Below are 20853 nucleotides of genomic sequence, written 5' to 3'. Positions count from 1 at the left end.
ATCCTGGCTACGTGGTGGTGCCATGGGCGGCTTCAAAAAGTTCTTACTCCGCGGCAACATCGTCGAACTCGCGGTGGCCGTGATCGTCGGCGCCACGTTCAGCGGTCTGGTGCAGGCGCTCGTCAGCGATCTGATCACGCCCCTGATCGGGGCCATCACCGGCGGCAGGCAGCCGAACTTCTCCGAATACACCTTCACGATCAACGGCAGCCAGTTCAAGTACGGCGACTTCCTCAACCACCTGCTCAGCTTCCTGGTCGTCTCCGCGGTCATCTACTGGCTGGTCGTGGCCCCGATGGCCCGGCTGATCAGCCTGTTCGACCATGACAAGAGGATCACGACCAAGCAGTGCCCCGAATGTCTCACCGACATCCCGACAGAGGCCCGCCGGTGCGCCGCCTGCACGGTCGAGCTGGTGCCGGATTCGGAGAAGCCCAGGTAGGTTTGCCCGAAGATGGCACGACGCAGGTTTCCGGCACTTGGGCGCAGTGGTGCGCGGGCGGGGTGCCGGTCCGACAAGATGGACCGATGAGCGTTGAGTTGATGGTGTGGGACGAGCCGGTGCCGATCAGCCGGGACCAGGCCCGCGCCACCTATCTGGCGGTGAAGCGCACCTCCCCCGTGGACGGGGAGGTGCCCGACGTCGCCAAGGAGCTGCCCGGAGAGGTCACGCTCTATCCGGGCCACGTGCTGGTGTCGATGGACCTCGACACCATGGACGAGACGTCCGCCCAGGTCTTCACGGTCGCGCGGGCGCACGGGCTCGTCTGCTACGACCCCCAGCGCGACCTGGTGCACAACGTGGCGCCGCTCGGCGTGTACGAGGGCATGCAGCTCCACACGGGCGACGGCCTGATCGTCCACGACCCGGACCTCGGCCTCGTCCACGACGTCCTGGCCACGCTGTCGGCGCAGAACCCGTTCGTGGCCCTGGTCAACTTCGGCCGCCACTTCCTGCAGGTCTCCCCCGGCTACGAGCTGGAGTACAAGGAGACCACGCTGATCAGGACCATGGTGCCCGAGCTGGCGGAGGTGCAGGCGGCCTTCAACGAGTACGCCACGGGCGACCGCTCGTTCCTCGGCCGCCACGAGTGGGCCTAGATCACCTGCCGGAACAGGTCGGGATCGACGTTCCCCCCGGACAGCACGGCCACCGTGCGCCCGGCCGGGACCCGGCCGGACAGGAGCGCCGCCGTGGTGACCGCCCCGCTGGGCTCGGCCACGAGCCGCGCCGACCGCGCCAGGTGGCCCATGGCGGCCCTGATCTCGTCCTCCGACACGGTGACGATCCCGTCGAGCCGCCGGCTGAGGTGCGCGAAGGTCAGCTCGGACAGCCCCGTACGCAGCCCGTCGGCCATCGTCCTGAACGTCCTGGCCGGGCCCCACTCCACCGGGTGCCCGGCGGCCAGGCTCTCCGCCGCGTCGGCGGCCAGCTCGGGCTCGACGCCGATCACCTTGGTCTCGGGGCGCAGCGCCTTGACGGCCGTGCCGACGCCCGAGGCCAGCCCGCCGCCGCCCACCGGCACGAGCACCACCTCGACGTCGGGAAAGTCCTCGACGATCTCCAGCCCGACGGTCCCCTGACCCGCGATCACCACCGGGTGGTCGTAGGGCGGCACCAGCGTCAGCCCCCGCTCCCGCGCCAGCTTCTCGGCGACGACCTCGCGCTGCTCCACCGGCACGATGACGGTCTCGGCGCCCCAACCCTCGATCGCGGCCAGCTTCACCTTGGGCGCGCCCTCGGGCACGACCACCACGCACGGCACCCCGAACTCCCTGGCCGCGTACGCCAGGGCCTGCCCGTGGTTGCCGGACGAGTGGGTGACGACGCCGTCGGGCCGCAACGAGGCCACGGCGTTGTAGGCTCCCCGCAGCTTGAACGCCCCGACGGGCTGCAGGCTCTCCGGTTTGACCCATGCCTCGCCCATCCGCACGAGCGGCGTCCGCACCGCCACGCCCTTGATCCGATCGGCCGCGGCGCGGATGTCGTCAATGGTCACGAGGTTCATGCGATCATCCTACGGACCGGCAAATGAGGCAGGATCGGGGACCATGAGAACGCTGTACCCGCCCATCGAACCGTACGAGTCGGGCCTGCTGGACGTGGGCGACGGCAACCAGATCTACTGGGAGGTCTGCGGCAACCCGGACGGCAAGCCCGCCGTGATGCTGCACGGCGGGCCCGGCGGCGGGTGCACGGCCAACCACCGGCGCCAGTGGAATCCCGAGCTCTACCGGATCGTCCTGTTCGACCAGCGAAACTGCGGCCGGAGCCTGCCGCACGCCAGCGACCCGGCCACCGACCTCGCCGCCAACACCACCTGGCACCTCGTGGCCGACATGGAGAAGCTCCGCGAGCACCTGGGCATCGACAGGTGGCAGGTGTTCGGCGGCTCGTGGGGCAGCGCGCTGGCGCTCGCGTACGCGCAGACGCACCCCGACCGCACGACCGAGCTGGTGCTGCGGGGGATCTTCATGCTGCGGCCCCACGAGCTGCGCTGGTTCTACCAGGAGGGCGCCTCCTACCTGTTCCCCGACCTGTGGGAGTCCTACGTGGCCCCCATCCCGCCCGAGGAGCGCGGCGATCTCATGGCAGCCTTCCGCAGGCGGCTCGAGGGACAGGACGCCGCCGCCAGGCTGGCGGCGGCCAAGGCGTGGACGCAGTGGGAGGGAGGCACGATCTCGCTGCTGCCCGACCCGGACCGCGTCGAGGAGTACGGCGAGGACAGCCACGCCGTCTGCTTCGCCCGCATCGAGAACCACTACTTCCACCACAACGGCTGGTTCGAGCCCGACCAGCTCGTCAGGGACGTCCACAAGATCCGGCACATCCCCGCCGTGATCGTCCAGGGCCGCTACGACGCCTGCACGCCGATGACCACCGCCTGGGACCTGCACAAGGCATGGCCGGAGGCCGACTTCAAGGTCGTCCACGACGCCGGCCACGCCTTCACCGAGCCGGGCATCACTGACCGGCTCGTTGAGGCGACAGACGGGTTCTCGCGAGCCGTACGGCAGGAGTGACGGCCCCCACCACCAGCAGCGCGAACAGCGGCGCCAGCGTCACCCCGACGAGGAAGCCCGCGGCCACGTCGTGCGGGTAGTGCACGCCCACGAAGACCCGCGTGAACGCCATGAGCGCCGCCAGCGGCAGCACCACCCAGGCCAGGGCGCGCCAGGCGAGCACGAGCGTGGCCGCGGCGCCGGCCGCGATCACCGAGTGGTTGCTGGGGAAGGACCAGTCGTCGGGGGGCGGGCAGGTGGCGATCGTCGTGATCCCGCCCCGGCACGGCCGGTCCTCCCTGATGATCGTCTTGACGACCTCGCTCACGACGTACGCGAACACCACCCCGGCCGGACCCGCGATCACCAGCGCCAGGTCGCGGGCCGGACCCCGCCATGCCCGCAGGGCGGCGACCGCGAACAGCGCCACGAACAGGAATAACCCGGCATCAGTCCCGACTTCGGCGAGCGTGTGCAGCCACCCGGGCGTGGTCATGGCGAAGTCGACGATGTCGCGGTACACGTGTGTCCTATCCGTTAATGGGCAGTGGACACGACCTTACGAACTATCGCCGTCAGATGCCTCGACCATTCGACCGAAATATCGGGGGAAGTCTAGAAAAGGAGCTGCCGAACCAGGGCTGCCTGCTGGGTCTCCAGCTCGCCTCTGGTGATGAGGCCCCGGTCGAACGCCTCGGCGGTGGCGTCGCGGGAGGCTATGTAGAAGGCGGCCATGATCTCGCTGCGGAGCGGCGTGAAACCGCGCTCGACGCAGTCGGAGAAGACGGTGACCTTCTGCTCCACGACCTCCGCGGACACCGTGCAGGCGAGGTCGCGCTCCCTGAGCTGCTGCACCGCTTCACGGAGGGTGACCATAACAGACCCATTGAAGTTGAAGCGGGTATCAAGGGTGATCTTCACTTCTTTACGCCTCCAATGGTTTACAACGTTCCGATCAAGGCCGCGTATTCCCAGCTCAGAGCGGGTAAGAGGGCTGTCGTGATCGGAGAGCACGTGATCGTCGGCTACACGGCCGACCAGGGCGGACGCGATGCGCTGGCCCTCGGCGCGGCGATCACACGCGTCACCGGCGGCGAGCTCACGGTCGCCACGATCTACCCGCCGGGCAGCCCGGGGCTGGCGGTGGAGGCGCAGGCCAGCCTGGCGCACGCGGCGGAAGAGCTGGGGCCCACCCCGGCCGAGTACCTCACGTACGAGAGCAGAGGCACGGGGCGCGGGCTGTCGGTGCTGGCCAGCAGGATCAGGGCCGACCTGATCGTGGTCGGCTCGGAGGAGGGCGGCCAGCACGGCCGCATCACGATCGGCGCCACCGCCGACCACCTGCTCCACCTGTCCTCGGAGGCGGTCCTGCTGGCGCCCGCCCACTACGTCCCCGTCAACGGCCCTGAGCGCCTCACCCTGGCCTACGTGCACCGGCCGCAGTGCGACGAGGCGGTCGAACGCGTGGCGCAGGCGGCGCTGCGGCTCGGCATCCCGCTCCGGCTGATCACCCTCGACCTGCGCACGGAGAACCAGGGCAAGCTCAGGGACGACCTCGCGCTGGCCGTGCGGCTGGCGTGGGAGACCACGGGGATCGAGGCGGAGTCGGAGGTGGCCGAGGGGCACGACGTGGCCGCCGCGCTGGCCGACGTCGAGTGGCTGCCGGGCGAGCTGCTGGTGTGCGCGGCCAGCGAGGACGCCCAGCCGCACCGGGTGTTCCTGGGCGAGCTGGCCATGAAGGCGCTACGGGCCTCCCCCTGCCCGGTCATCGTGCTCCCCCGCGGCTTCGCCTGACCCCCTTCGCGCGGCGGCGGGTCAGCGGGTCGTCGCGCGCTCGTACAGCTCCAGGTAGCGCTCGGCCATGACGGACGGCGAGAAGCGGCGGCGGGCCTCCCTGCGGCACTCCTCCGGATCCAGCTCGTCCACCCGCAGCACCCACTCCGCCAGCTCCTCCTCGGAGTCGGCCAGGAACCCGGTGCGGCCGTGGTCGATGATCTCGGGCAGGCAGCCGCGGCGCAGGCCCACCGGAGGCACTCCGAGCGCGAGCGCCTCGACGACCGCCGTGCCGCCGGGCTCGTCCCACTGGATGGGGAAGAGCGCGGCCCTGGCCGAGGCGTAGAGCTGGTCCCTGTCCGCGCCGCCCACCGCGCCGACCCACCTGACCAGCTCCCCGTCCAGATAGCGGGACACCTGGTCGAGGTGGTAGCGGACGTCCGGATGGCTGTGCAGCGGGTGGTACGGGTTCTGGACGACGACGTCCAGCTCGGCGGCGCTGTTCCGGCCGCTGACCGGCCCCGCGAGGATCAGCGGGAGGCCGAGCTTCTGGCAGATCCTGGCCGCCACGTGCTGGCCCTTGAGCGCGCAGATCCGGCCCATGACCACCAGGTGCTCGCCGCGATCGACCCGCAGGTCGCGGTCGGCGAGCGGGCTCGCCAGGTGGACGGCGCCGAGCGAGGCCGCACGCAGGGCGTCAGGGGCGCGGGCGAGCTGCGACTCCGAGACGCCGTTCACCGCGATCCCCGGCGGGAACGCGCCGTAGAAGGCCGGATGCTTGTGCAGGTCCCAGTGCAGGGTGTGCAGGACGGGCGGCCCGCCGAGCGCGGACAGCACCGCGGGCCCGACGACCTCCACGTGGTCGTGCACGAGATCGATGTCGTCACGGGCGCGCAGCTCGGCCACCACCCGGGCCTGGTGCGCGTGCGCGATCCCCATGACCTGGTTGTACGGCTTCTGCAGCTCCGTGAACCGGCCGTCGTCGAAGACGCTGATCAGCTCGTCCACCTCGAGCGTGCTGGACCCGACGGAGGCCAGGACCACCCGCACGCCGCGTTCGCGCAGCGCGGGCACCAGCGTGGCCACCACGTTCTCGATCCCCCCATAGCCGGGGGGCGGGACCGCGAGCCACGGCCCCGCGTTCACCAGGACTTTCATGCCACATCCTCCTCAAGTACGAGGGAGGCGAGCGGAGGTCGCTCCGCCACGGCCACGTCCACCAGGTCGACCCCTTCCAGCCCGAACTGGATCATCGTGTGCCCGGGAGGGTCGGCCGGCAGCACCCGGCCCTGCCGTTCCAGGCGGGACCAGGCGGTGAGCATGATCTGCCCGGCCATCCGGCCGAGCGCGGCCACCGATTGGTGCGTGTGCGTACGCGTGCCCAGGTCCACCTGGGCCATCGCGTCAAGTCCGACAAGCTGGAGGAAGTCGACGAGGAGTCCGAACTCCACGCCGTACTCGGTGACGAACGGCACCTGTTCCAGCACTTCGCGCCGGGCGGCGTACTCGCCGCCGAGCGGCTGGGCGAATCCGGCCAGCTCCGGCCAGAACATGGTGAGCAGCGGCCGGGCCACCAGCTCGGTCACGCGCCCGCCCGCACCGCGGCGCACGACCCCGTCCTCGCCCGTGAACGGCCGCTCGTACATCCCCTTGACGAAGTGGATGCCGGGGTCCGTCAGCAGCGGCCCCACCAGGCCGGACACGAAGTGCGCGGAGAAGTCGCGCAGGTCCGCGTCCACGAACACGACGATGTCGCCACTGGAGGCGGCCAGCCCCTTCCACAGCGCCTCGCCCTTGCCCGTCAGGGGTGGCAGGTGCGAGAGCACCTGGTTCTGTGCCACCACGCGAGCGCCCGCCTCGCGCGCCCGCTCGGCGGTGGCATCGGTGGAGTTCGAGTCGACGACCAGGATCTCGTCGACGAGTGGCAGGCGCTCGACGAGCTCACGGCGGATCTCGCGGACGATGTCGCCCACGGTGAGCTCCTCGTCACGTGCCGGGAGTACGACGCTGATCGTCGTGGATCCCTTGGCCAGGATTAACGCGTCCGCCGGCCACTCGGCTGCTGTGCTCGAGTGCGGACCGTACCACTCCTGGACCCTGGCCAAGGCTCGCAGATCTGTTTCCATGCAGTCAGCCCCGATCTCATGAGGTCACGACTTCTGCCCGATCTATACGCCTTCGAACCTCTTTGTTTGGCCGCGAGTAGACGTGGCATATGCCGGAATGTGTCCCCAATCACTCGCGTCGGCATCATAGGTGCCGGAAATGTCGCCGCTCGCCACGCCGATGTACTGTCCGGCTTCCCAGATGTCACGATCGCTGGGATCGCCGACACGGATCCCCACAGGGCCGAGGCTCTGGCCTCAAGGCATCACGCAACCGCCTATGGCGGCCATGCCGACCTGCTCAGTGCCGGCGGTCTTGACGCCGTCTACGTATGTGTGCCTCCTTTTGCGCACGGTAACCCGGAACACGATGTTCTGTCGTGCAATCTCCCGATTTTTGTGGAAAAACCGCTTTCTCTCGACCTCAAAACCGCAGAAATCATCGCGTCCGAAATCGAGCGGAGATCTTTGCCCTCCGCGGTCGGCCATCACTGGCGTTATCTCGACATCGTCCAGCAGGCCCGCGATCTCCTCGCCGAGCGCCCGGTACGGCTCGCCCTGGGCCACTGGCTGGACAAGGTGCCCCCGGTCGCCTGGTGGCTGAATCCGAGCATGTCCGGCGGCCAGATCGTGGAGCAGGCGGTCCACGTACTGGATCTGGCCCGGGTCCTGGTGGGCGAGGTGACGATGGTGCACGCCGTACCCGCCGACAACAAGATCGACGGCGAGGTGGACCGGGCGACGGCGGCGGTGCTGCGCTTCACCGACGGGGCGGCCGGGCTGCTGGCCACCTCCTGCCTGCTCACCCAGAAGCACCGGGTGGGGCTGGAGGTCTGCGCCGAGGGTCTGGCGCTGGAGCTCAGCGAGACCCGACTGCTCGTGGACGGCCAGCGGGTCATCGAGGACGATGGTCTGGCGAAGACGCGGGTGGACCGTGAGTTCATCAACGCCGTGCAGGGTAAGGACGCCGACGTACGCGTGCCGTACGGTGAGGCCCTGCGGACCCACCGCCTGGCCCTGGCACTCGCACGGTCCGCGGCTGAAGGGAGGCCGGTGACCCTCGATGAGTGACGTCCTCAGTATCGAAGCCCCGGGCGAGGTCAGCCTGGTGGAGGAGAAGCTGCCCGAGATCCCCGAGGGCGGGTTCATGGTGGCGACCACGCACAGTGGCGTCTCGGCCGGCACCGAGCTCACCTACGTCAAGGGCACCAACCCCTACCTCGCCTCGAGCTGGGATCCGGCGCTCGGGCTGTTCAGGGACGGCGCGCCGTCGATCAGCTATCCCGTGCGCGGCATCGGCTACATGCAGGTCGGCCTGGTGGTGGAGACGCGCACGCGGGCAGTGGGCGAGGGCGCGCTGGTCGCGATGTGCTACGGGCACCGCACGGCGTACGTGGCGGACCCGATGGCCGACAGGTTCGTGGCGCTGCCGGACGACCTCGACCCGCTGCTCGGCGTCTACGTCGCCCACATGGGCCCGATCTGCGCCAACGGCCTGCTGCACGCCGCCCACGACCTGCACGGCCCGGCCGTGCAGCAGCTCGGCGACGGCGTGCGCGGGCGGAGGGTCGCGGTCGTGGGCGCCGGCGTGGTGGGGCTGCTGACGGCCTGCTTCGCCATGTCGTGTGACGCGGCCGAGGTCGTGGTCGTGGACGAGACCCCGGACAGGCTCGCGATCGCCGAAGCGCTCGGTGCGAACGTCCTGGCCGCCGACAATGATCCGGCGGTGGACCTGAAGCGCCGCTGGCGGCACGGGCGCGACGACCGGGGCGCCGATGTGGTGTTCCAGTGCCGCGGCCAGCCCAGGGCGCTGGCGCTCGGGCTGAGGCTGCTCCGCCCCCAGGGCACGCTGGTGGACCTCGCCTTCTACACGCAGGGCGCGGACGAGGTGCGCCTGGGCGAGGAGTTCCACCACAACGGGCTGACGGTGCGCTGCGCCCAGATCGGCCGGGTGCCGCGCGGCCTGTCGCACGCCTGGGACAGGGAGCGGCTCTCGCACGAGACGATCAACCTGCTCAGGAGGTACGGCCCCCGGCTACGCGAGCACGTGATCACTGACCTCGTCGGCTTCGCCGAGGCCCCCCAGTTCCTCGCCGATCTCGCGGCCAGACGCCGGCAGACCGTTCAGGCCGTGCTCTGCGACCACGTCGAGGATGAGGGCGGCTGACCAGCTGAAGTCGCGGCAGCCGTGGCCGCGCAGCGTGAACGGGTCGAAGTACTCCCGGAAACCGGCCTGCGAGACGGCGTTGATCATCCCGTCGGCGACCAGGCCGGCCAGGTCCGGGCGGCGCTCGATGAACCCCTGCCAGACGAGCCAGGTGAGGTTGATCCAGCTCGGGCCGCGCCAGTAGCGGGCCGGGTCGAACTCGGCCCCCGACGGCGAGTAGCTGGGCAACGCCCCGTCCTTGAGCGCGAACCGGTCGAGCGCGGTCGCGATCAGCGCGTCGGCGACCTCGCCCGGCAGGCCGGGGAGCATGAGCGGGGTCAGCCCGGCGGTGCTCTCGGAGCGGAGCAGCTCGCCGGTGCGCACGTCGCGGGCCTGGAAGAGGCCGCCGTCGAAGAGGTGCTCGACCATGGCGGCGGTCATCGCGGCCGCCTCGCGCTCGTGCGGCTCGGGGTCGAGGCCGAGCACGTCCGCGATCTTGGCCAGCGTCGCCTCCGCCACCCCGTACGCGCTGTTGAACAGCGGGCACTCGACCTGGAACTCCCCCGCCCTGCGATAGCCGGTGTCGCGGTAGGCACGGGCGAGCGAGACGTACCGCTCGTAGTCGCGGTCGGTGGGCCGCTCGTCGGCGCTGACCGTGGCGAGGTCCCTGCGGACGAAACCCGCGGTGGCGGGCCGGACCGCCTGCAGCGGCAGGTCCCAGGCCGGGCTGTTGTCCATGCCCGACTCCCAGGGGTGCACGATCGAGATCAGCCCCTCGGGCGAGCGCCTGGCCGCGCGCAGGAACTCCTGCTGCGCCACGAGCCGCGGGTAGATCCGGCGCAGGAACGCGGTGTCCGGCTCGGCCAGGTGCGTCTTCCACGCGGCCAGCGCGTGGACCGGCGGCTGGATGATGCCGGAGGTCGCGGTCCCGGAGGGAGCGCGTGACTCCCAGAACTCCGGCCCCGGGAAGTAGGCGCCCTCCGGCACCTCGGGGTTGAACACGATGTGCGGCACCCTGCCGTCGCGCCACTGCGCGCCGAACAGGGAGAGCAGCTCCACCCTGGCCCGCCGCGGCGACCACCGGGCGTTTCCGATCGCGATGAAGGCGGAGTCCCAGCTCCACTGGTGCGGGTACAGCCGGCGCGAGGGGACCGTGTAGCTGCCGTCCCAGTTCGCCACCAGGACACGCACGGCGTCGCGAAGGATCATAGATATTTCCTGACGAAGGCTGCGGTCTGGGGAAGGACGATCTCGGGCTCGCCCCGCAGGCGGCATTCGAGGGCGAGGTAGCCGTCGTAGCCGACGGCGTCCAGCGTGGCCAGCTGGGCGCCCCAGTCGAGGTGACCGGTGCCCGGCTGGTTCCTGTTCGACTCGCTGATCTGCATGTGCGCGAGGTAAGGGGCGGCCTCGGCCAGCGAGCGGCAGGGGTCGTCCTCCTCGATGTTCATGTGGTACGTGTCGCCGACGACCCTGATCGAGTCCATGGAGCAGTACGAGACAGCCTCGGCCAGCGAGTTGACCATGTGGTTCTCGTACCGGTTGAGCGGCTCGAGCATGATCAGCACGCCGTTGCGCTGCGCGTGCTCGCCGAGGACGCCCAGCGCCTCGGTCAGCACCTCGCGGTCCTCCTCGGGGCTGCGTGGCGGCTCGAACGGGGGGAGCCGGCGCGAGAACTGGCCCCAGGAGGCGGGCGTCATGACGCCGATGCCGCCCAGCTCGCCGATGACCGTGAGCTGCGACCTGAGCTGCTGGATGGCGTCCTTGCGCTTGGCCGCGTCGAAGTCGCCGATGAAGTGCGGCATGTCCACGCAGACCGTCGGCATGACCACCCCGTCGGCCTTGGCCCGTTTGAGCTCGGTCAGGCGGCCGGCGAAGTGGAAATCGCCCTTGCCGCGCAGCTCGATGGCGTCGAAGCCGGCATCGAGCGCGAACGCGAACTTCTCCTGCAGCGTGCGGCCGGGCAGAAGCTGCTCCTGTACGGCGAGCTTCACTGTCACTCCTCGAAGGTGAAGACGAGCTGGAGCACCTCGGACTGGTGCTTGTCGATCAGGTCGAAGGCCTCGGCGGCCCTCTCGACGGGGACGACGTGGCTGATCAGCTCGCCGGCCTCGACCTGGCCCTCGTGCACGAGAGCCATGAACGTGCGCTGCAGGCGCTCGACGTCCCACCGGTGCGCCAGCCACGAGGCCACGCCGCCGATCTGGGAGGAGACGAGCTGCACCTGGTTGTGGTGGAACTCCTCGCCCAGCCGCAGCCCGATGCCGTCGCCCTGGTAGAACCCGGCGGCGACGACCCGGCCGCCCTTGCGCACGGTCCTGATGGCCTCGTGCAGGCCCTGGTGGGTGCCGCTCAGCTCGATGACCGTGTCCGCGCCCTCGATGCGCTTGCGCGTGTACTCGGCCACGGAGCCGGCGCGCACGTCGATCACCTCGGCCGCGCCGAACTTCCTGGCCAGCTCCAGCCGGTCGGGGATCGCGTCGGCCGCGAGCACCCTGGCGCCGCTCAGCACGGCCAGCCGAGTGGCGAGCAGCCCGATGACGCCCTGGCCGAAGATCGCGATCTGGTCGCCGAGGTGCACGTCGGCGGCGTGCACGGCGTTGAGCGCGATGGCTCCCACGCGGGCGAACACCCCGGTCAGCGGGTCGGCGCCGGGCGGCATGACATGGCCGACGAGCTTCTCCGCCGGGACGACGGCCTCGGCGCGGTGGCCCCAGATGCCCCACACGATGCTGCCGACGGGGGGATCCGCGACGTCGGGCGCGGCCTCCACCACCTCGCCGACCTCCTGGTAGCCCCAGCCGGTCAGCGGGTAGGCGTGCGTCTGGCCGTCGACGAAGAGCCGGCGCTCGGTGTCCCAGTGGCGGTTGAGATATGGATTTGTGCCGCGATAGGCGGTGAGCTCAGTGCCCGCGGACACGCCGGAATAGATCGTACGGACTCGTACGGAACCCGGCACCAGGTCGGCGGGCGACTCCAGGCTGACGCGGACACGGCCTGGCTCTTCAAAGGTGATGACGCGCATGCCCCACACTTACGCTTAATGATCAAACAAAAGACAAAGATTTAGTGCTTGTTTGCATACGATAGTTGCGCTGGTAGCACTCTTAAGTCTACGACTTCCGCCGGTTAGCGCCGATGAAATTGGGGTTTTCGCCAGCGTGTCTTCCGGAAAGCGACCTTATCGGCAAAGCGGACTTAGCCCCACACCTGGGATTTCTAGGGCATGACGCGACCTTGGGATGACCGAAATCACACGAACGTAGATCTTTTGCGGTAGAAGATCCCGTTCTGTACTCCTAGGCACGGAGTGGGTACAGACCGGTCTCGTATCGACTACCGCACGTTGCCGGGATCACGGCGAGGGTAAGGGCGGCATATCCCCTACCGGAGGAGCGTGCCATGCCGAAGAAGGTCACCGCCGTCCTCTCCGTCGCACTGCTGACAGCCGCTTCGCTGGCGGCATGCGGCGACGACGGTGGCGAGCCGTCCGCGAGCAACCAGATCACCGTCTGGACCGAGGAGAACCTCAACGACCGGATGGGCGTACAGAACCAGATCGTCGCCGAGTTCACCAAGAAGACCGGGATCAAGGTCAAGCTGGTCGGCGTGGCCGAGGACCAGTTCAGCCAGACCATGACGGCCGCCGCCGCGGCCGGGGACCTGCCGGACGTGATCGGCGCGCTGCCGCTGGCGGCCGTGCGCGAGCTGGAGGCCAATGACCTTCTCGACACCGAGACGCCGGGCAAGGTCGCCGATCAGCTCGGCCGGGACTCGTTCTCGCCGCGGGCCCTGGAGCTCGACAGCTCGGGGGGCAAGCTGCTCGCGGTGCCCAGTGACGGGTGGGCGCAGCTCATCCTCTACCGCAAGGACCTGTTCGAGAAGGCGGGGCTGCAGCCGCCCGACACGTACGAACGGCTCGAGGCGGCGGCCGCCAAGCTCAACACGGGTGGGGTGGCGGGCATCACGCTGGCGATCGCGCCCAAGGACTCGTTCACCGCGCAGAGTTTCGAGCACGTCGCGCTGGCGAACGGCTGCCAGCTGGTCGACAATTCCGGAAATGTCGCCCTTGACTCGCCACAGTGCGTGAGGGCGTTCGACTTCTACGCGAAGCTCGCGAAGAACTACTCCGTGAAGGGCAAGCAGGACGTCGACTCCACCAGGGCCACCTACTTCTCGGGCAAGGCGGCCATGACGATCTGGTCGTCGTTCATCCTCGACGAGCTGGCCGGCCTGCGTAAGGACGCGCTGCCGAGCTGCCAGGAGTGCCGCGCCGATCCCGAGTGGCTGGCCAAGAACACCGGAGTGGTCACGGCGCTGAAGGGGCCCGACGGGAGCGCGCCCGCGCAGTACGGCGAGATCGTCTCGTGGGCGATCACCCGTGACGCCGCCAAGGACTCCGCCGCCAAGTTCGTGGCCTTCATGATGAACGAGGGTTACGAGCGCTGGATCGGCATGGCGCCGGAGGGCAAGTTCCCGACCCGCAAGGGCTTCGAGGACAAGTGGAACAAGCTGCCCGCCGGGGTCGACTCCAAGAAGCCGCTGGCCGACATCTACCCGGCCGACGTGCTCGACGCCCTGCGCAAGAGCCCTGACACGTTCGCCCGCTGGGGCATCCCGCAGGGCCAGGGCAAGCTGGTCGGCGCCATCATGGGCGAACTGCCCGTACCCAAGGCGCTGAGCGCGGTGGTGGACGGCTCGCTGACCCCGCAGGCCGCCGCCACGCAGGCCAAGACGGACGTGGAGACCATCAAGCGCGGGATCCGCCAATGACCCGCACGTTGCGGCAGCAGGAGGGGCGGGCCGGGCTTGCGCTGATCTCCCCCACGCTGATCATCACGCTGGTCGTGGTGGTGCTGCCGTTGCTGTGGGCGATCATGCTGGCGTTCCAGGACGTGCGGCTGATCAACATCCGGCGGGCGGGCATCTTCGGCCACTACACGCTGGAGAGCTTCTCGTACGTCGTCTCCGAGCCCGGCTTCTGGTCGTCCCTGGTCAACACGCTCATCTACACCGTCGCGGGAACTGCGCTGTCGATCGCGATCGGGCTGGTGGCGGCCCTGGCCCTCCGGGACAGGTTCAAGGGCCGGACCCTGGTCAGGGCCTCGATCCTGATCCCGTACGTGGCGCCGGTCGTGGCCGTGGCGTTCCTGTGGGAGACGATGCTCAACCCCCAGTACGGCATCGTCAACACCTGGCTCCACGAGCCCATCGCGTTCCTCACCCAGGCGAAGGGCGAGTTCCTCGGCGTGCAGGTGCCGGTGGCGCTGTTCACGGTGATCGCGTTCGAGGCGTGGCGGTATTTCCCGTTCGCGTTCCTGTTCATCCTGGCCAGGCTGCAGGCGCTGCCCGCCGAGCTGGACGAGGCGGCGGTGGTGGACGGGGCCACGCCCACCCAGCGGTTCCGGTACGTGATCATGCCGCAGCTCTGGCGGATCATCGCGCTGCTGTCGGTGCTGCGGTTCGTGTTCACGTTCACCAAGTTCGACGACGTCTACCTGCTGACCGGCGGCGGGGCCGGTACCGAGGTGGTCAGCGTGCGGGTCTACAACTTCCTGACCGCACGCGACGACATCGGCGCCTCGGCCGCGCAGGCGATCGTGCTGGCGGTCTTCCTGGTCGTGTTCCTGGCCATCTACCTGCGGTTCTTCGGCGGGGGTGAGAATGAGTCGCGATAGGTTCGAGCGCGGGCTCTTCCGGGTACTCAAACCGCTGGTCATCGTGGTGCTCTTCCTGATGACCGCGTTCCCGTTCTTCTACATGGTGATGCTGTCCGTACGCGACATCCAGGAGCTCATCCTGGACCCCGGCTCGCTCTGGCCGCGCAGCTTCACCCTGGGCACGTACGTGGACGTGCTGACCAAGCAGGGCTTCCTGAGCTTCCTCGGGAACAGCGCGATCGTGGCGGTCTCCTCCGTGGCGTGCACGCTGCTGATCTCGATCCCGGGCGCGTACGCGGTCGCGCGGCTGCGCTTCTTCGGGCGGCGGCAGGTGCACTTCCTCTTCCTGGCGGTGTACCTGTTTCCGGCGATCGTGCTGGCCATCCCGCTGTTCGTGCTGTTCACGATGCTGGGGCTACGGGGATCCCTTTTCGGGCTGATCGCCGTGTATATCGCGCAAACCGTCCCGGTCACGGTATACATGCTCCGCAACTACTTCGAGACCGTGCCGCAGAGCGTGGAGGAAGCGGCCGCGATCGACGGGTGCACGAGGCTGTCGACCATCTGGCGCGTGGTGCTGCCGCTGTCCAAGCCCGCGTTGATGGCCACCGGCCTCTACGCCTTCATGATCGCGTGGAACGAGTTCCTGTTCGCCCTGCTCTTTCTCGTGGACAGGCGCGAGAGATGGACGGTCTCGCTGGGGCTCTCTCAGCTGGCGGGCAGCATCGAGATCCCCACGACGGTCCTGATGGCAGGATCGGTGGTGCTGACGCTGCCCATCGTGATCGTGTTCTTCGCCAGTGAACGCCTGCTGACGGAGGGCCTCACCGCAGGAGCAGAGAAGGGATAGACCATGCTGACGGCAGGGCAGATCCTCCAGCTCATCCGCAATGGCGCCTGCCGTACCCGCAAGGAACTCATCGAGTACACCGGACTGTCCCGATCGACGATCACCGACCGGGTCGACCGGCTCATCGACGCCGGATACATCCACGAGTCCGGCGTCGGCGCCTCCGGGGGCGGGCGACCGCCCTCGGTGCTCGCCGTGGACGCCGCCAGGCGCCTGCTGCTGGTGGCCGACCTGGGGGCCACCCACGCCAGGGTCGCGCTCACCGATCTGGCCGCCAGGCCCCTGGCCGAGGAGAGCACCGAGATGCGCATCGAGCTCGGGCCCGAGGCCGTCCTGTCGTGGGTGCGGCAGGCGTTCGAGCGGCTGCTCGACAGGACCGGGCGCCCGGCGGGCGAGGTGTGCGGCATCGGGCTCGACGTGCCCGGCTCGGTGGACCACACCACCGGGCGGATGATCAGGTCGTTCCTCATGCCGGGATGGGACGACTATCCGGTGGGCGGGGCCATCGGGGAGACGTACGACGTGCCCATCCTGGTCGAGAACGACGCGAACGCCATGGCGCTGGGCGAGTGGTGGTCGTCGTGGCGGGACACGGACTCGCTGATCCTCATCAAGGTGTCGACCGGCATCGGCACCGGCATCGTTCTCGACGGGCAGATCTACCGGGGAGTCGAGGACGCCGCCGGGAACATCGGGCATGTGCGGTTGCGTGAGGCCGACGACCGGGTGTGCACGTGCGGCTCCCGCGGCTGCGTGGCCTCGCTGGCCAGCGGCCACGCACTCGCCGTCGACCTGGGCCAGGAGTCCAGCCGCGACGTGGTGCGCCTCGTGCAGGCGGGCGACCCCGAGGCCATCGCGCGCACCCAGGAGGCGGGCCGCACGCTGGGCACCGTGCTGGCCACCGCGGTCAGCCTGCTCAACCCTGGCGTGCTGGTCCTGGCCGGGGACATGGCGGAGACCAGGGAGCACTACCTGACGGGCATCAGGGAGATCGTCTACCGCCGCAGCCTGCCGTACACGACCAGGAACCTGGAGATCGTCCCCACCTCGCTCGGGCACCAGGCGGGGATCGTGGGGATGGCGGTGATCGTCATGGAGCACGTGCTCTCCCCCGCCTCCGTGGACGCGGCCCTGGCCGCCCGTACGGACGAGGCGAGCTGACCGGTCAGCCGAGCGCGCGCCGCAGTGCCTCGGGCGCTCCCACGAGCGAGGGGCCGTACCAGGTGAGCAGCCGCCCGCTGACCAGCGCGCAGGTGAGCCCGGGGAAGCACTCGGGGCCGTCCGTCTCCGAGAACGCATAGGGCTCGTCGGGCAGGACCACCAGGTCGGGCCGCCGCCCGACCAGCTCGGGCAGCGGGATCCGGGGATAGCGCTCCTCGTGGCCCGCGTAGAGGTTGTCCACGCCGAGCTGCCTGAGCACGTCGCCGGTGAACGTGTCTCGCCCCACCACCATCCACGGCCGCCGCCAGATCGGGACGACCGCCGTCCTCCTCGGCCCTTCGGCGGGCGCCCGCCACGCCTCCTCCGCCGCGTCCAGCCACGCCGGGCGGCCGGTACGGCACGCCTGCCTCAACATGCGGTCCAGCGAGTCGAACGCCTCCTGGAGGGTCTCGATCCTCGTCACCCAGACCGCGATGCCCGACTCGCGCAGGGCCTCGATGTCGGGCGCGCGGTTCTCCTCGGCGTTGGCCAGGACCACGTCGGGCCTGAGCCGCCTGATCGCGTCGAGGTCGGGGTTCTTGGTGCCCCTGACCCTGGCCACGTCCAGGTCAGCCGGGTGTGAGCACCAGTCGGTCGCCCCGACCAGTGCCTCGGGGACGGTCGCGGCCACCGACTCGGTCAGCGAGGGCACCAGGGACACGATCCGCCGCACGGTGTCGGGAATCTTCACGGGCACGCCGGTGTCGTCCACATCTAGATTCAACCTAATGTCGGCCCGGATCCGTAGAATCCAGCTCGAAGATCGTTACATCTTGATCGGGGGAAGTCCGGTTGGAGAGAGAGTCGCCAGCCTTCGATCCGCACACGCCCAACGTTGCCCGTCTCTACGACTACTTCCTCGGCGGCAAGGACCACTTCCCCGCCGATCGGGCGGCGGCGGCGAAGATCCTCGCGGTGGCTCCGGAGTTACGGGCGGCGGTCCGCGCCAATCGGGCGTTCCTGAAGCGGGCGGTGCGCTTCCTCGCCGGGTCCGGCATCACGCAGTTCCTCGACATCGGCACGGGACTGCCGGCCCAGGACAACGTGCACGAGGTGGCCGGAAAGGTCGCCCCCGGCGCCAGGGTGGTCTACGTCGATCGTGATCCCGTGGTGCTGGTGCACGCCAGGGCGCTGCTGGCCGGTCGGGCCGGCACGACGGCGGCATACGGTGACCTGCGCAAACCTTACGAGATCCTGAAAAATCCGGACGTGATGGAGGCGATCGACTTCGACCGCCCCGTCGGCGTGCTGCTGACGGCGATCGTGCATTACCTCGGCGACTCCGACCGGCCCCAGGAGATCGTCGCGAGCCTGCGCGACGCCGTGGCCCCCGGCAGCCACCTCGTCATGTCCCACGCCACCAGCGACGCCCGCGCCGAGGCGGTGGACACGGTCACCGAGGTCTACGAGGGCACCGACGCCCCGCTCACGCTCAGGAGCCGTGAGCGGATCGCGGAGCTGTTCGAGGGGTTCGGGCTGGTCGACCCGGGCCTCGTCTGGCTGCCCGAATGGCGGCCTGACCAGGCCGACACGATCGACTTCGCCGACGGCCCGGAGTCGTCGCTGATCCTCTGCGGCGTCGGCAGAAAGGTCTGAGCTCTTGGACATCGGGCTGGCCGTTCCCCAGTTCGGCAGGTTCGCCGCGCTGTCCAGCGTGCTGCGGGTGGCGCGGGAGGCCGAGTCGATGGGGTTCGCCGGTCTGTGGGCGGGCGACCGGCTGCTGACGCCGCTGCGGCCGAAGGACCGCTATCCGGGGGGCGACCTCCCGGAGGAGCACCGGGTGTTCCTCGATCCGTTCGCGATGCTGTCGGTGGCCGCCTCGGCGACCTCGTCCGTACGGCTGGGCACGAGCGCGCTGAACGCCTGCTGGTATCCCCCCGTGGTCCTGGCCCGCTCGCTCACCACGATCGACCACCTCAGCGGCGGGCGGCTCGTCGCCGGGCTCGGCCTCGGCTGGTCGTCCGACGAGTACGCCGCCGCGGGGGTGCCGTGGCGGGGACGGGCGGCACGCTACGACGCCACCCTCGACGCGCTGGAGGCGATCTGGGGCACCGACCCCGTGTCGTACGAGCACGAGCTGTGGACGATCGCCCCCAGCCACATCGAGCCGAAGCCCGCCCACCGGCCGCCGCTCTATCTGGCCGGGTTCGCCGAGCCCGCGCTGCGCCGCGTCGGCCGCCGGGCCGACGGCTGGCTGACGGCGACCCTCCCGATCCCCATGCTGGCCTCGATGTGGCGGACGGTGTGCCGGAGCGCCGAGGAGGCCGGGCGCGATCCGGCCACCTTGCGCATGGCGCTGCGCGCCAACCCCGTCATCACCGATCAGGGCGCTCCGCCGCTGAGCGGCACGGTCGCCCAGATCAGCGCCTACCTCACCACCGCGGCGGAGGCCGGGGTCCACGAGATCATCCTGGACCTCCAGCACACCGCCATGAGCGATCAGCACCTGCTGGATCTCGCCGGTGACTTCAAGGCCCGCCTGGGCCCGCAGGTCACTTGAGCGCGGACAGCGCGGCCTCGTAGTCGGGCTCCTGCGTGATCTCCGGCACCAGCTCGGAGTAGACCACGTTGTTGTCGCCGTCGAGCACGACCACGGCCCGCGCGGCCAGCCCGGCCAGCGGCCCCGACTCCTGCGCCACGCCGTAGTCGGCCAGGAACTCGCGGCCCCGCATGAGCGAGAGCATGGTCACGTTGTCGAGCCCCTCGGCGCCGCAGAACCGCTTCTGCGCGAAGGGCAGGTCGGCGGAGACGCAGAGCACGGCCACGTCGGGGTGCTCGGCGGCCACCTGGTTGAAGCGGCGCACTGAGGCGGCGCAGACGCCGGTGTCGACGCTCGGGAAGATGTTGAGCACCTTGGTCTTCTGGCCGAAGTCAGCCAGCGACTGCTCGGCGAGGTCGCCGCCCACCAGCTTGAACGCGGGCGCGCTGTCGCCGGGCTTCGGGAAGGTGCCGCCTACGGCGATGGGGTTGCCCTTGAAAGTGACGTCGGACATGAAAGCCTCCTGGTTAGCGATGTTCCCGCCCCGTGATCCTATCCGCGCCACCCGCTCACGCCGCGCCGCGCCGCCGGGTCGAGGGGTCAGACGTTGCGGCGGTACTGGCCGCCCGCCTCGAACAGCGCATCCGTGATCTGACCGAGCGAGCAGTGCCGGGCCGCCTCCATCAGCACCTCGAACGCGTTCCCGTCCGACATCGCCACCTCGCGCAGCCGGGCGAGCTGGGCGGGGCCCTCGGAGCGGTTGCGCTCGTGGAAGGCGCGCAGCCGGTCCAGCTGGGAGCGCTTCTCCTCCTCCGTGCCCCTGGCCAGCTCCAGCTTGTGCTCCGGCGGCTGCTCGTCCCCGTTGCGGAACGTGTTCACGCCGATGATCGGCAGCGAGCCGTCGTGCTTGCGCATCTCGTACAGCATGGACTCGTCCTGGATCTTGCCGCGCTGGTAGCCGGTCTCCATCGCGCCCAGCACGCCGCCCCGGTCGGACAGCCGCTCGAACTCGGCGAGCACCGCCTCCTCCACCAGGTCCGTCAGCTCCTCGACGATGAACGAGCCCTGCAGCGGGTTCTCGTTCTTCGCCAGGCCCCATTCGCGGTTGATGATGAGCTGGATCGCCATGGCCCTGCGCACCGAGTCGGCCGACGGGGTGGTCACCGCCTCGTCGAAGGCGTTGGTGTGCAGGCTGTTGCAGTTGTCGTAGATGGCGATCAGGGCTTGGAGGGTGGTGCGGATGTCGTTGAAGTTCATCTCCTGGGCGTGCAGGGAGCGGCCCGAGGTCTGGATGTGGTACTTCAGCTTCTGCGAGCGCTCGGCGGCGCCGTACCGCTCCCTCATGGCCACCGCCCAGATGCGGCGGGCCACGCGTCCGAGCACGCTGTACTCGGGGTCCATGCCGTTGGAGAAGAAGAACGACAGGTTGGGGGCGAAGTCGTCGATCTTCATGCCCCTGGCCAGGTACGCCTCCACGTACGTGAAGCCGTTGGCGAGAGTGAAGGCGAGCTGGCTGATCGGGTTGGCCCCGGCCTCGGCGATGTGGTAGCCGGAGATCGAGCCCACCGCCAGCGAGGAGAGGGCAGGCGGCCGTCGGGCGAGTACAGCGGCAGCACCATCGTGAGCGTCACGCCGCACAC

Annotated in this window: 22 protein-coding genes; 12 read left to right on the top strand and 10 right to left on the bottom strand. The window is 69.7% G+C overall.

The genetic code is table 11. The features are described from left to right. Positions 1-22: 22 nt before the first annotated feature. Together mscL and AB0J64_RS06230 are read left to right on the top strand one after the other, a co-directional pair. Positions 23-442, top strand: coding sequence for a large conductance mechanosensitive channel protein MscL (mscL, locus tag AB0J64_RS06235; protein WP_364021477.1), 420 nt, complete (start codon positions 23-25; stop codon positions 440-442). A gap of 86 nt (positions 443-528) precedes the next feature. After that, positions 529-1101, top strand: a complete 573-nt coding sequence (locus AB0J64_RS06230) for a hypothetical protein (RefSeq protein ID WP_364021474.1) — start codon at positions 529-531, stop codon at positions 1099-1101. Here the strand turns inward: AB0J64_RS06230 and AB0J64_RS06225 are convergent. Next, positions 1098-2009, bottom strand: coding sequence for a threonine/serine dehydratase (locus AB0J64_RS06225; protein WP_364021471.1), 912 nt, complete (start codon positions 2007-2009; stop codon positions 1098-1100). The genes AB0J64_RS06230 and AB0J64_RS06225 overlap by 4 nt on opposite strands. Positions 2010-2052: 43 nt before the next feature. Here AB0J64_RS06225 and pip point away from each other — a divergent pair, with 43 nt between their 5' ends. Further along, entirely contained in the window at positions 2053-3024 is a 972-nt protein-coding gene (pip, locus tag AB0J64_RS06220; RefSeq protein ID WP_364021468.1) for a prolyl aminopeptidase, read from the top strand. On the opposite strand, the gene AB0J64_RS06215 is transcribed toward pip, so the two are convergent. Then, positions 2966-3526, bottom strand: coding sequence for a phosphatase PAP2 family protein (locus tag AB0J64_RS06215; RefSeq protein WP_364021465.1), 561 nt, complete (start codon positions 3524-3526; stop codon positions 2966-2968). The two genes, pip and AB0J64_RS06215, sit on opposite strands and share 59 nt — an antisense overlap. Before the next feature lie 92 nt (positions 3527-3618). Next, positions 3619-3879, bottom strand: a complete 261-nt coding sequence (locus tag AB0J64_RS06210) for a hypothetical protein (protein ID WP_364021463.1) — start codon at positions 3877-3879, stop codon at positions 3619-3621. 123 nt (positions 3880-4002) lie between these two features. Between AB0J64_RS06210 and AB0J64_RS06205 the strand changes: the two genes are divergently transcribed. Next, positions 4003-4797 (top strand): universal stress protein, encoded by a 795-nt coding sequence (locus tag AB0J64_RS06205; RefSeq protein ID WP_364021460.1) that lies wholly within the window; start codon positions 4003-4005, stop codon positions 4795-4797. A gap of 21 nt (positions 4798-4818) precedes the next feature. Here the strand turns inward: AB0J64_RS06205 and AB0J64_RS06200 are convergent, their stop codons facing one another. Both AB0J64_RS06200 and AB0J64_RS06195 read right to left on the bottom strand, forming a co-directional pair. Further along, the gene (locus AB0J64_RS06200) at positions 4819-5934 is read right to left on the bottom strand and encodes a glycosyltransferase (protein ID WP_364021457.1); all 1116 of its coding nucleotides are present in this window, start codon (positions 5932-5934) and stop codon (positions 4819-4821) included. Then, the gene (locus tag AB0J64_RS06195; protein ID WP_364021454.1) at positions 5931-6902 is read right to left on the bottom strand and encodes a glucosyl-3-phosphoglycerate synthase; all 972 of its coding nucleotides are present in this window, start codon (positions 6900-6902) and stop codon (positions 5931-5933) included. Before AB0J64_RS06195 ends, AB0J64_RS06200 begins: the two co-directional genes overlap by 4 nt. An 18-nt stretch (positions 6903-6920) precedes the next feature. Here AB0J64_RS06195 and AB0J64_RS06190 point away from each other — a divergent pair, with 18 nt between their 5' ends. Together AB0J64_RS06190 and AB0J64_RS06185 are read left to right on the top strand one after the other, a co-directional pair. Then, positions 6921-7952 carry a Gfo/Idh/MocA family oxidoreductase gene (locus AB0J64_RS06190; protein ID WP_364021451.1) on the top strand — a complete coding sequence of 344 codons (1032 nt, stop codon included), beginning with the start codon at positions 6921-6923 and terminating at the stop codon, positions 7950-7952. After that, the gene (locus AB0J64_RS06185; RefSeq protein WP_364021448.1) at positions 7945-9048 is read left to right on the top strand and encodes a zinc-binding dehydrogenase; all 1104 of its coding nucleotides are present in this window, start codon (positions 7945-7947) and stop codon (positions 9046-9048) included. The genes AB0J64_RS06190 and AB0J64_RS06185 overlap by 8 nt, the downstream gene beginning before the upstream one ends. Positions 9049-10232: 1184 nt before the next feature. Here AB0J64_RS06185 and AB0J64_RS06180 read toward each other — a convergent pair. Together AB0J64_RS06180 and AB0J64_RS06175 are read right to left on the bottom strand one after the other, a co-directional pair. Further along, on the bottom strand, positions 10233-11018 hold the full coding sequence (locus tag AB0J64_RS06180; RefSeq protein WP_364021445.1) for a sugar phosphate isomerase/epimerase family protein: 786 nt from the start codon (positions 11016-11018) through the stop codon (positions 10233-10235). A gap of 2 nt (positions 11019-11020) precedes the next feature. After that, the gene (locus AB0J64_RS06175) at positions 11021-12049 is read right to left on the bottom strand and encodes a zinc-binding alcohol dehydrogenase (RefSeq protein WP_344987150.1); all 1029 of its coding nucleotides are present in this window, start codon (positions 12047-12049) and stop codon (positions 11021-11023) included. A gap of 377 nt (positions 12050-12426) precedes the next feature. Here AB0J64_RS06175 and AB0J64_RS06170 point away from each other — a divergent pair, with 377 nt between their 5' ends. Genes AB0J64_RS06170 through AB0J64_RS06155 form a run of 4 tightly spaced genes read left to right on the top strand, consistent with a single transcriptional unit; the run spans position 12427 to position 16695 of the window. Further along, positions 12427-13797, top strand: coding sequence for an extracellular solute-binding protein (locus AB0J64_RS06170; RefSeq protein ID WP_364021442.1), 1371 nt, complete (start codon positions 12427-12429; stop codon positions 13795-13797). Continuing rightward, on the top strand, positions 13794-14702 hold the full coding sequence (locus AB0J64_RS06165; protein WP_364021439.1) for a sugar ABC transporter permease: 909 nt from the start codon (positions 13794-13796) through the stop codon (positions 14700-14702). Before AB0J64_RS06170 ends, AB0J64_RS06165 begins: the two co-directional genes overlap by 4 nt. Then, the gene (locus tag AB0J64_RS06160) at positions 14689-15534 is read left to right on the top strand and encodes a carbohydrate ABC transporter permease (RefSeq protein WP_364021436.1); all 846 of its coding nucleotides are present in this window, start codon (positions 14689-14691) and stop codon (positions 15532-15534) included. The genes AB0J64_RS06165 and AB0J64_RS06160 overlap by 14 nt, the downstream gene beginning before the upstream one ends. Before the next feature lie 3 nt (positions 15535-15537). Next, entirely contained in the window at positions 15538-16695 is a 1158-nt protein-coding gene (locus AB0J64_RS06155; RefSeq protein ID WP_364021434.1) for an ROK family transcriptional regulator, read from the top strand. 4 nt (positions 16696-16699) lie between these two features. Here the strand turns inward: AB0J64_RS06155 and AB0J64_RS06150 are convergent, their stop codons facing one another. Next, positions 16700-17446 carry a helical backbone metal receptor gene (locus tag AB0J64_RS06150; RefSeq protein ID WP_364021431.1) on the bottom strand — a complete coding sequence of 249 codons (747 nt, stop codon included), beginning with the start codon at positions 17444-17446 and terminating at the stop codon, positions 16700-16702. A gap of 80 nt (positions 17447-17526) precedes the next feature. On the opposite strand from AB0J64_RS06150, the gene AB0J64_RS06145 reads away from it, so the two are divergent. Both AB0J64_RS06145 and AB0J64_RS06140 read left to right on the top strand, forming a co-directional pair. Continuing rightward, positions 17527-18330, top strand: coding sequence for an SAM-dependent methyltransferase (locus tag AB0J64_RS06145; protein ID WP_364021428.1), 804 nt, complete (start codon positions 17527-17529; stop codon positions 18328-18330). A gap of 4 nt (positions 18331-18334) precedes the next feature. Further along, on the top strand, positions 18335-19234 hold the full coding sequence (locus AB0J64_RS06140; RefSeq protein WP_364021425.1) for a TIGR03619 family F420-dependent LLM class oxidoreductase: 900 nt from the start codon (positions 18335-18337) through the stop codon (positions 19232-19234). On the opposite strand, the gene tpx is transcribed toward AB0J64_RS06140, so the two are convergent. Beyond that, on the bottom strand, positions 19227-19727 hold the full coding sequence (gene tpx, locus AB0J64_RS06135; protein WP_364021422.1) for a thiol peroxidase: 501 nt from the start codon (positions 19725-19727) through the stop codon (positions 19227-19229). The two genes, AB0J64_RS06140 and tpx, sit on opposite strands and share 8 nt — an antisense overlap. A gap of 86 nt (positions 19728-19813) precedes the next feature. After that, a partial coding sequence (locus tag AB0J64_RS06130; protein WP_364021419.1) for a methylmalonyl-CoA mutase family protein occupies positions 19814-20853 on the bottom strand: 1040 nt, incomplete at its 5' end.

This window comes from Nonomuraea sp. NPDC049695, assembly GCF_040674955.1.
Lineage (GTDB): Bacteria > Actinomycetota > Actinomycetes > Streptosporangiales > Streptosporangiaceae > Nonomuraea > Nonomuraea helvata.
The sequence above is the reverse complement of the archived record's forward strand: the minus strand, read 5'-3'. Positions and strand labels throughout refer to the sequence as shown.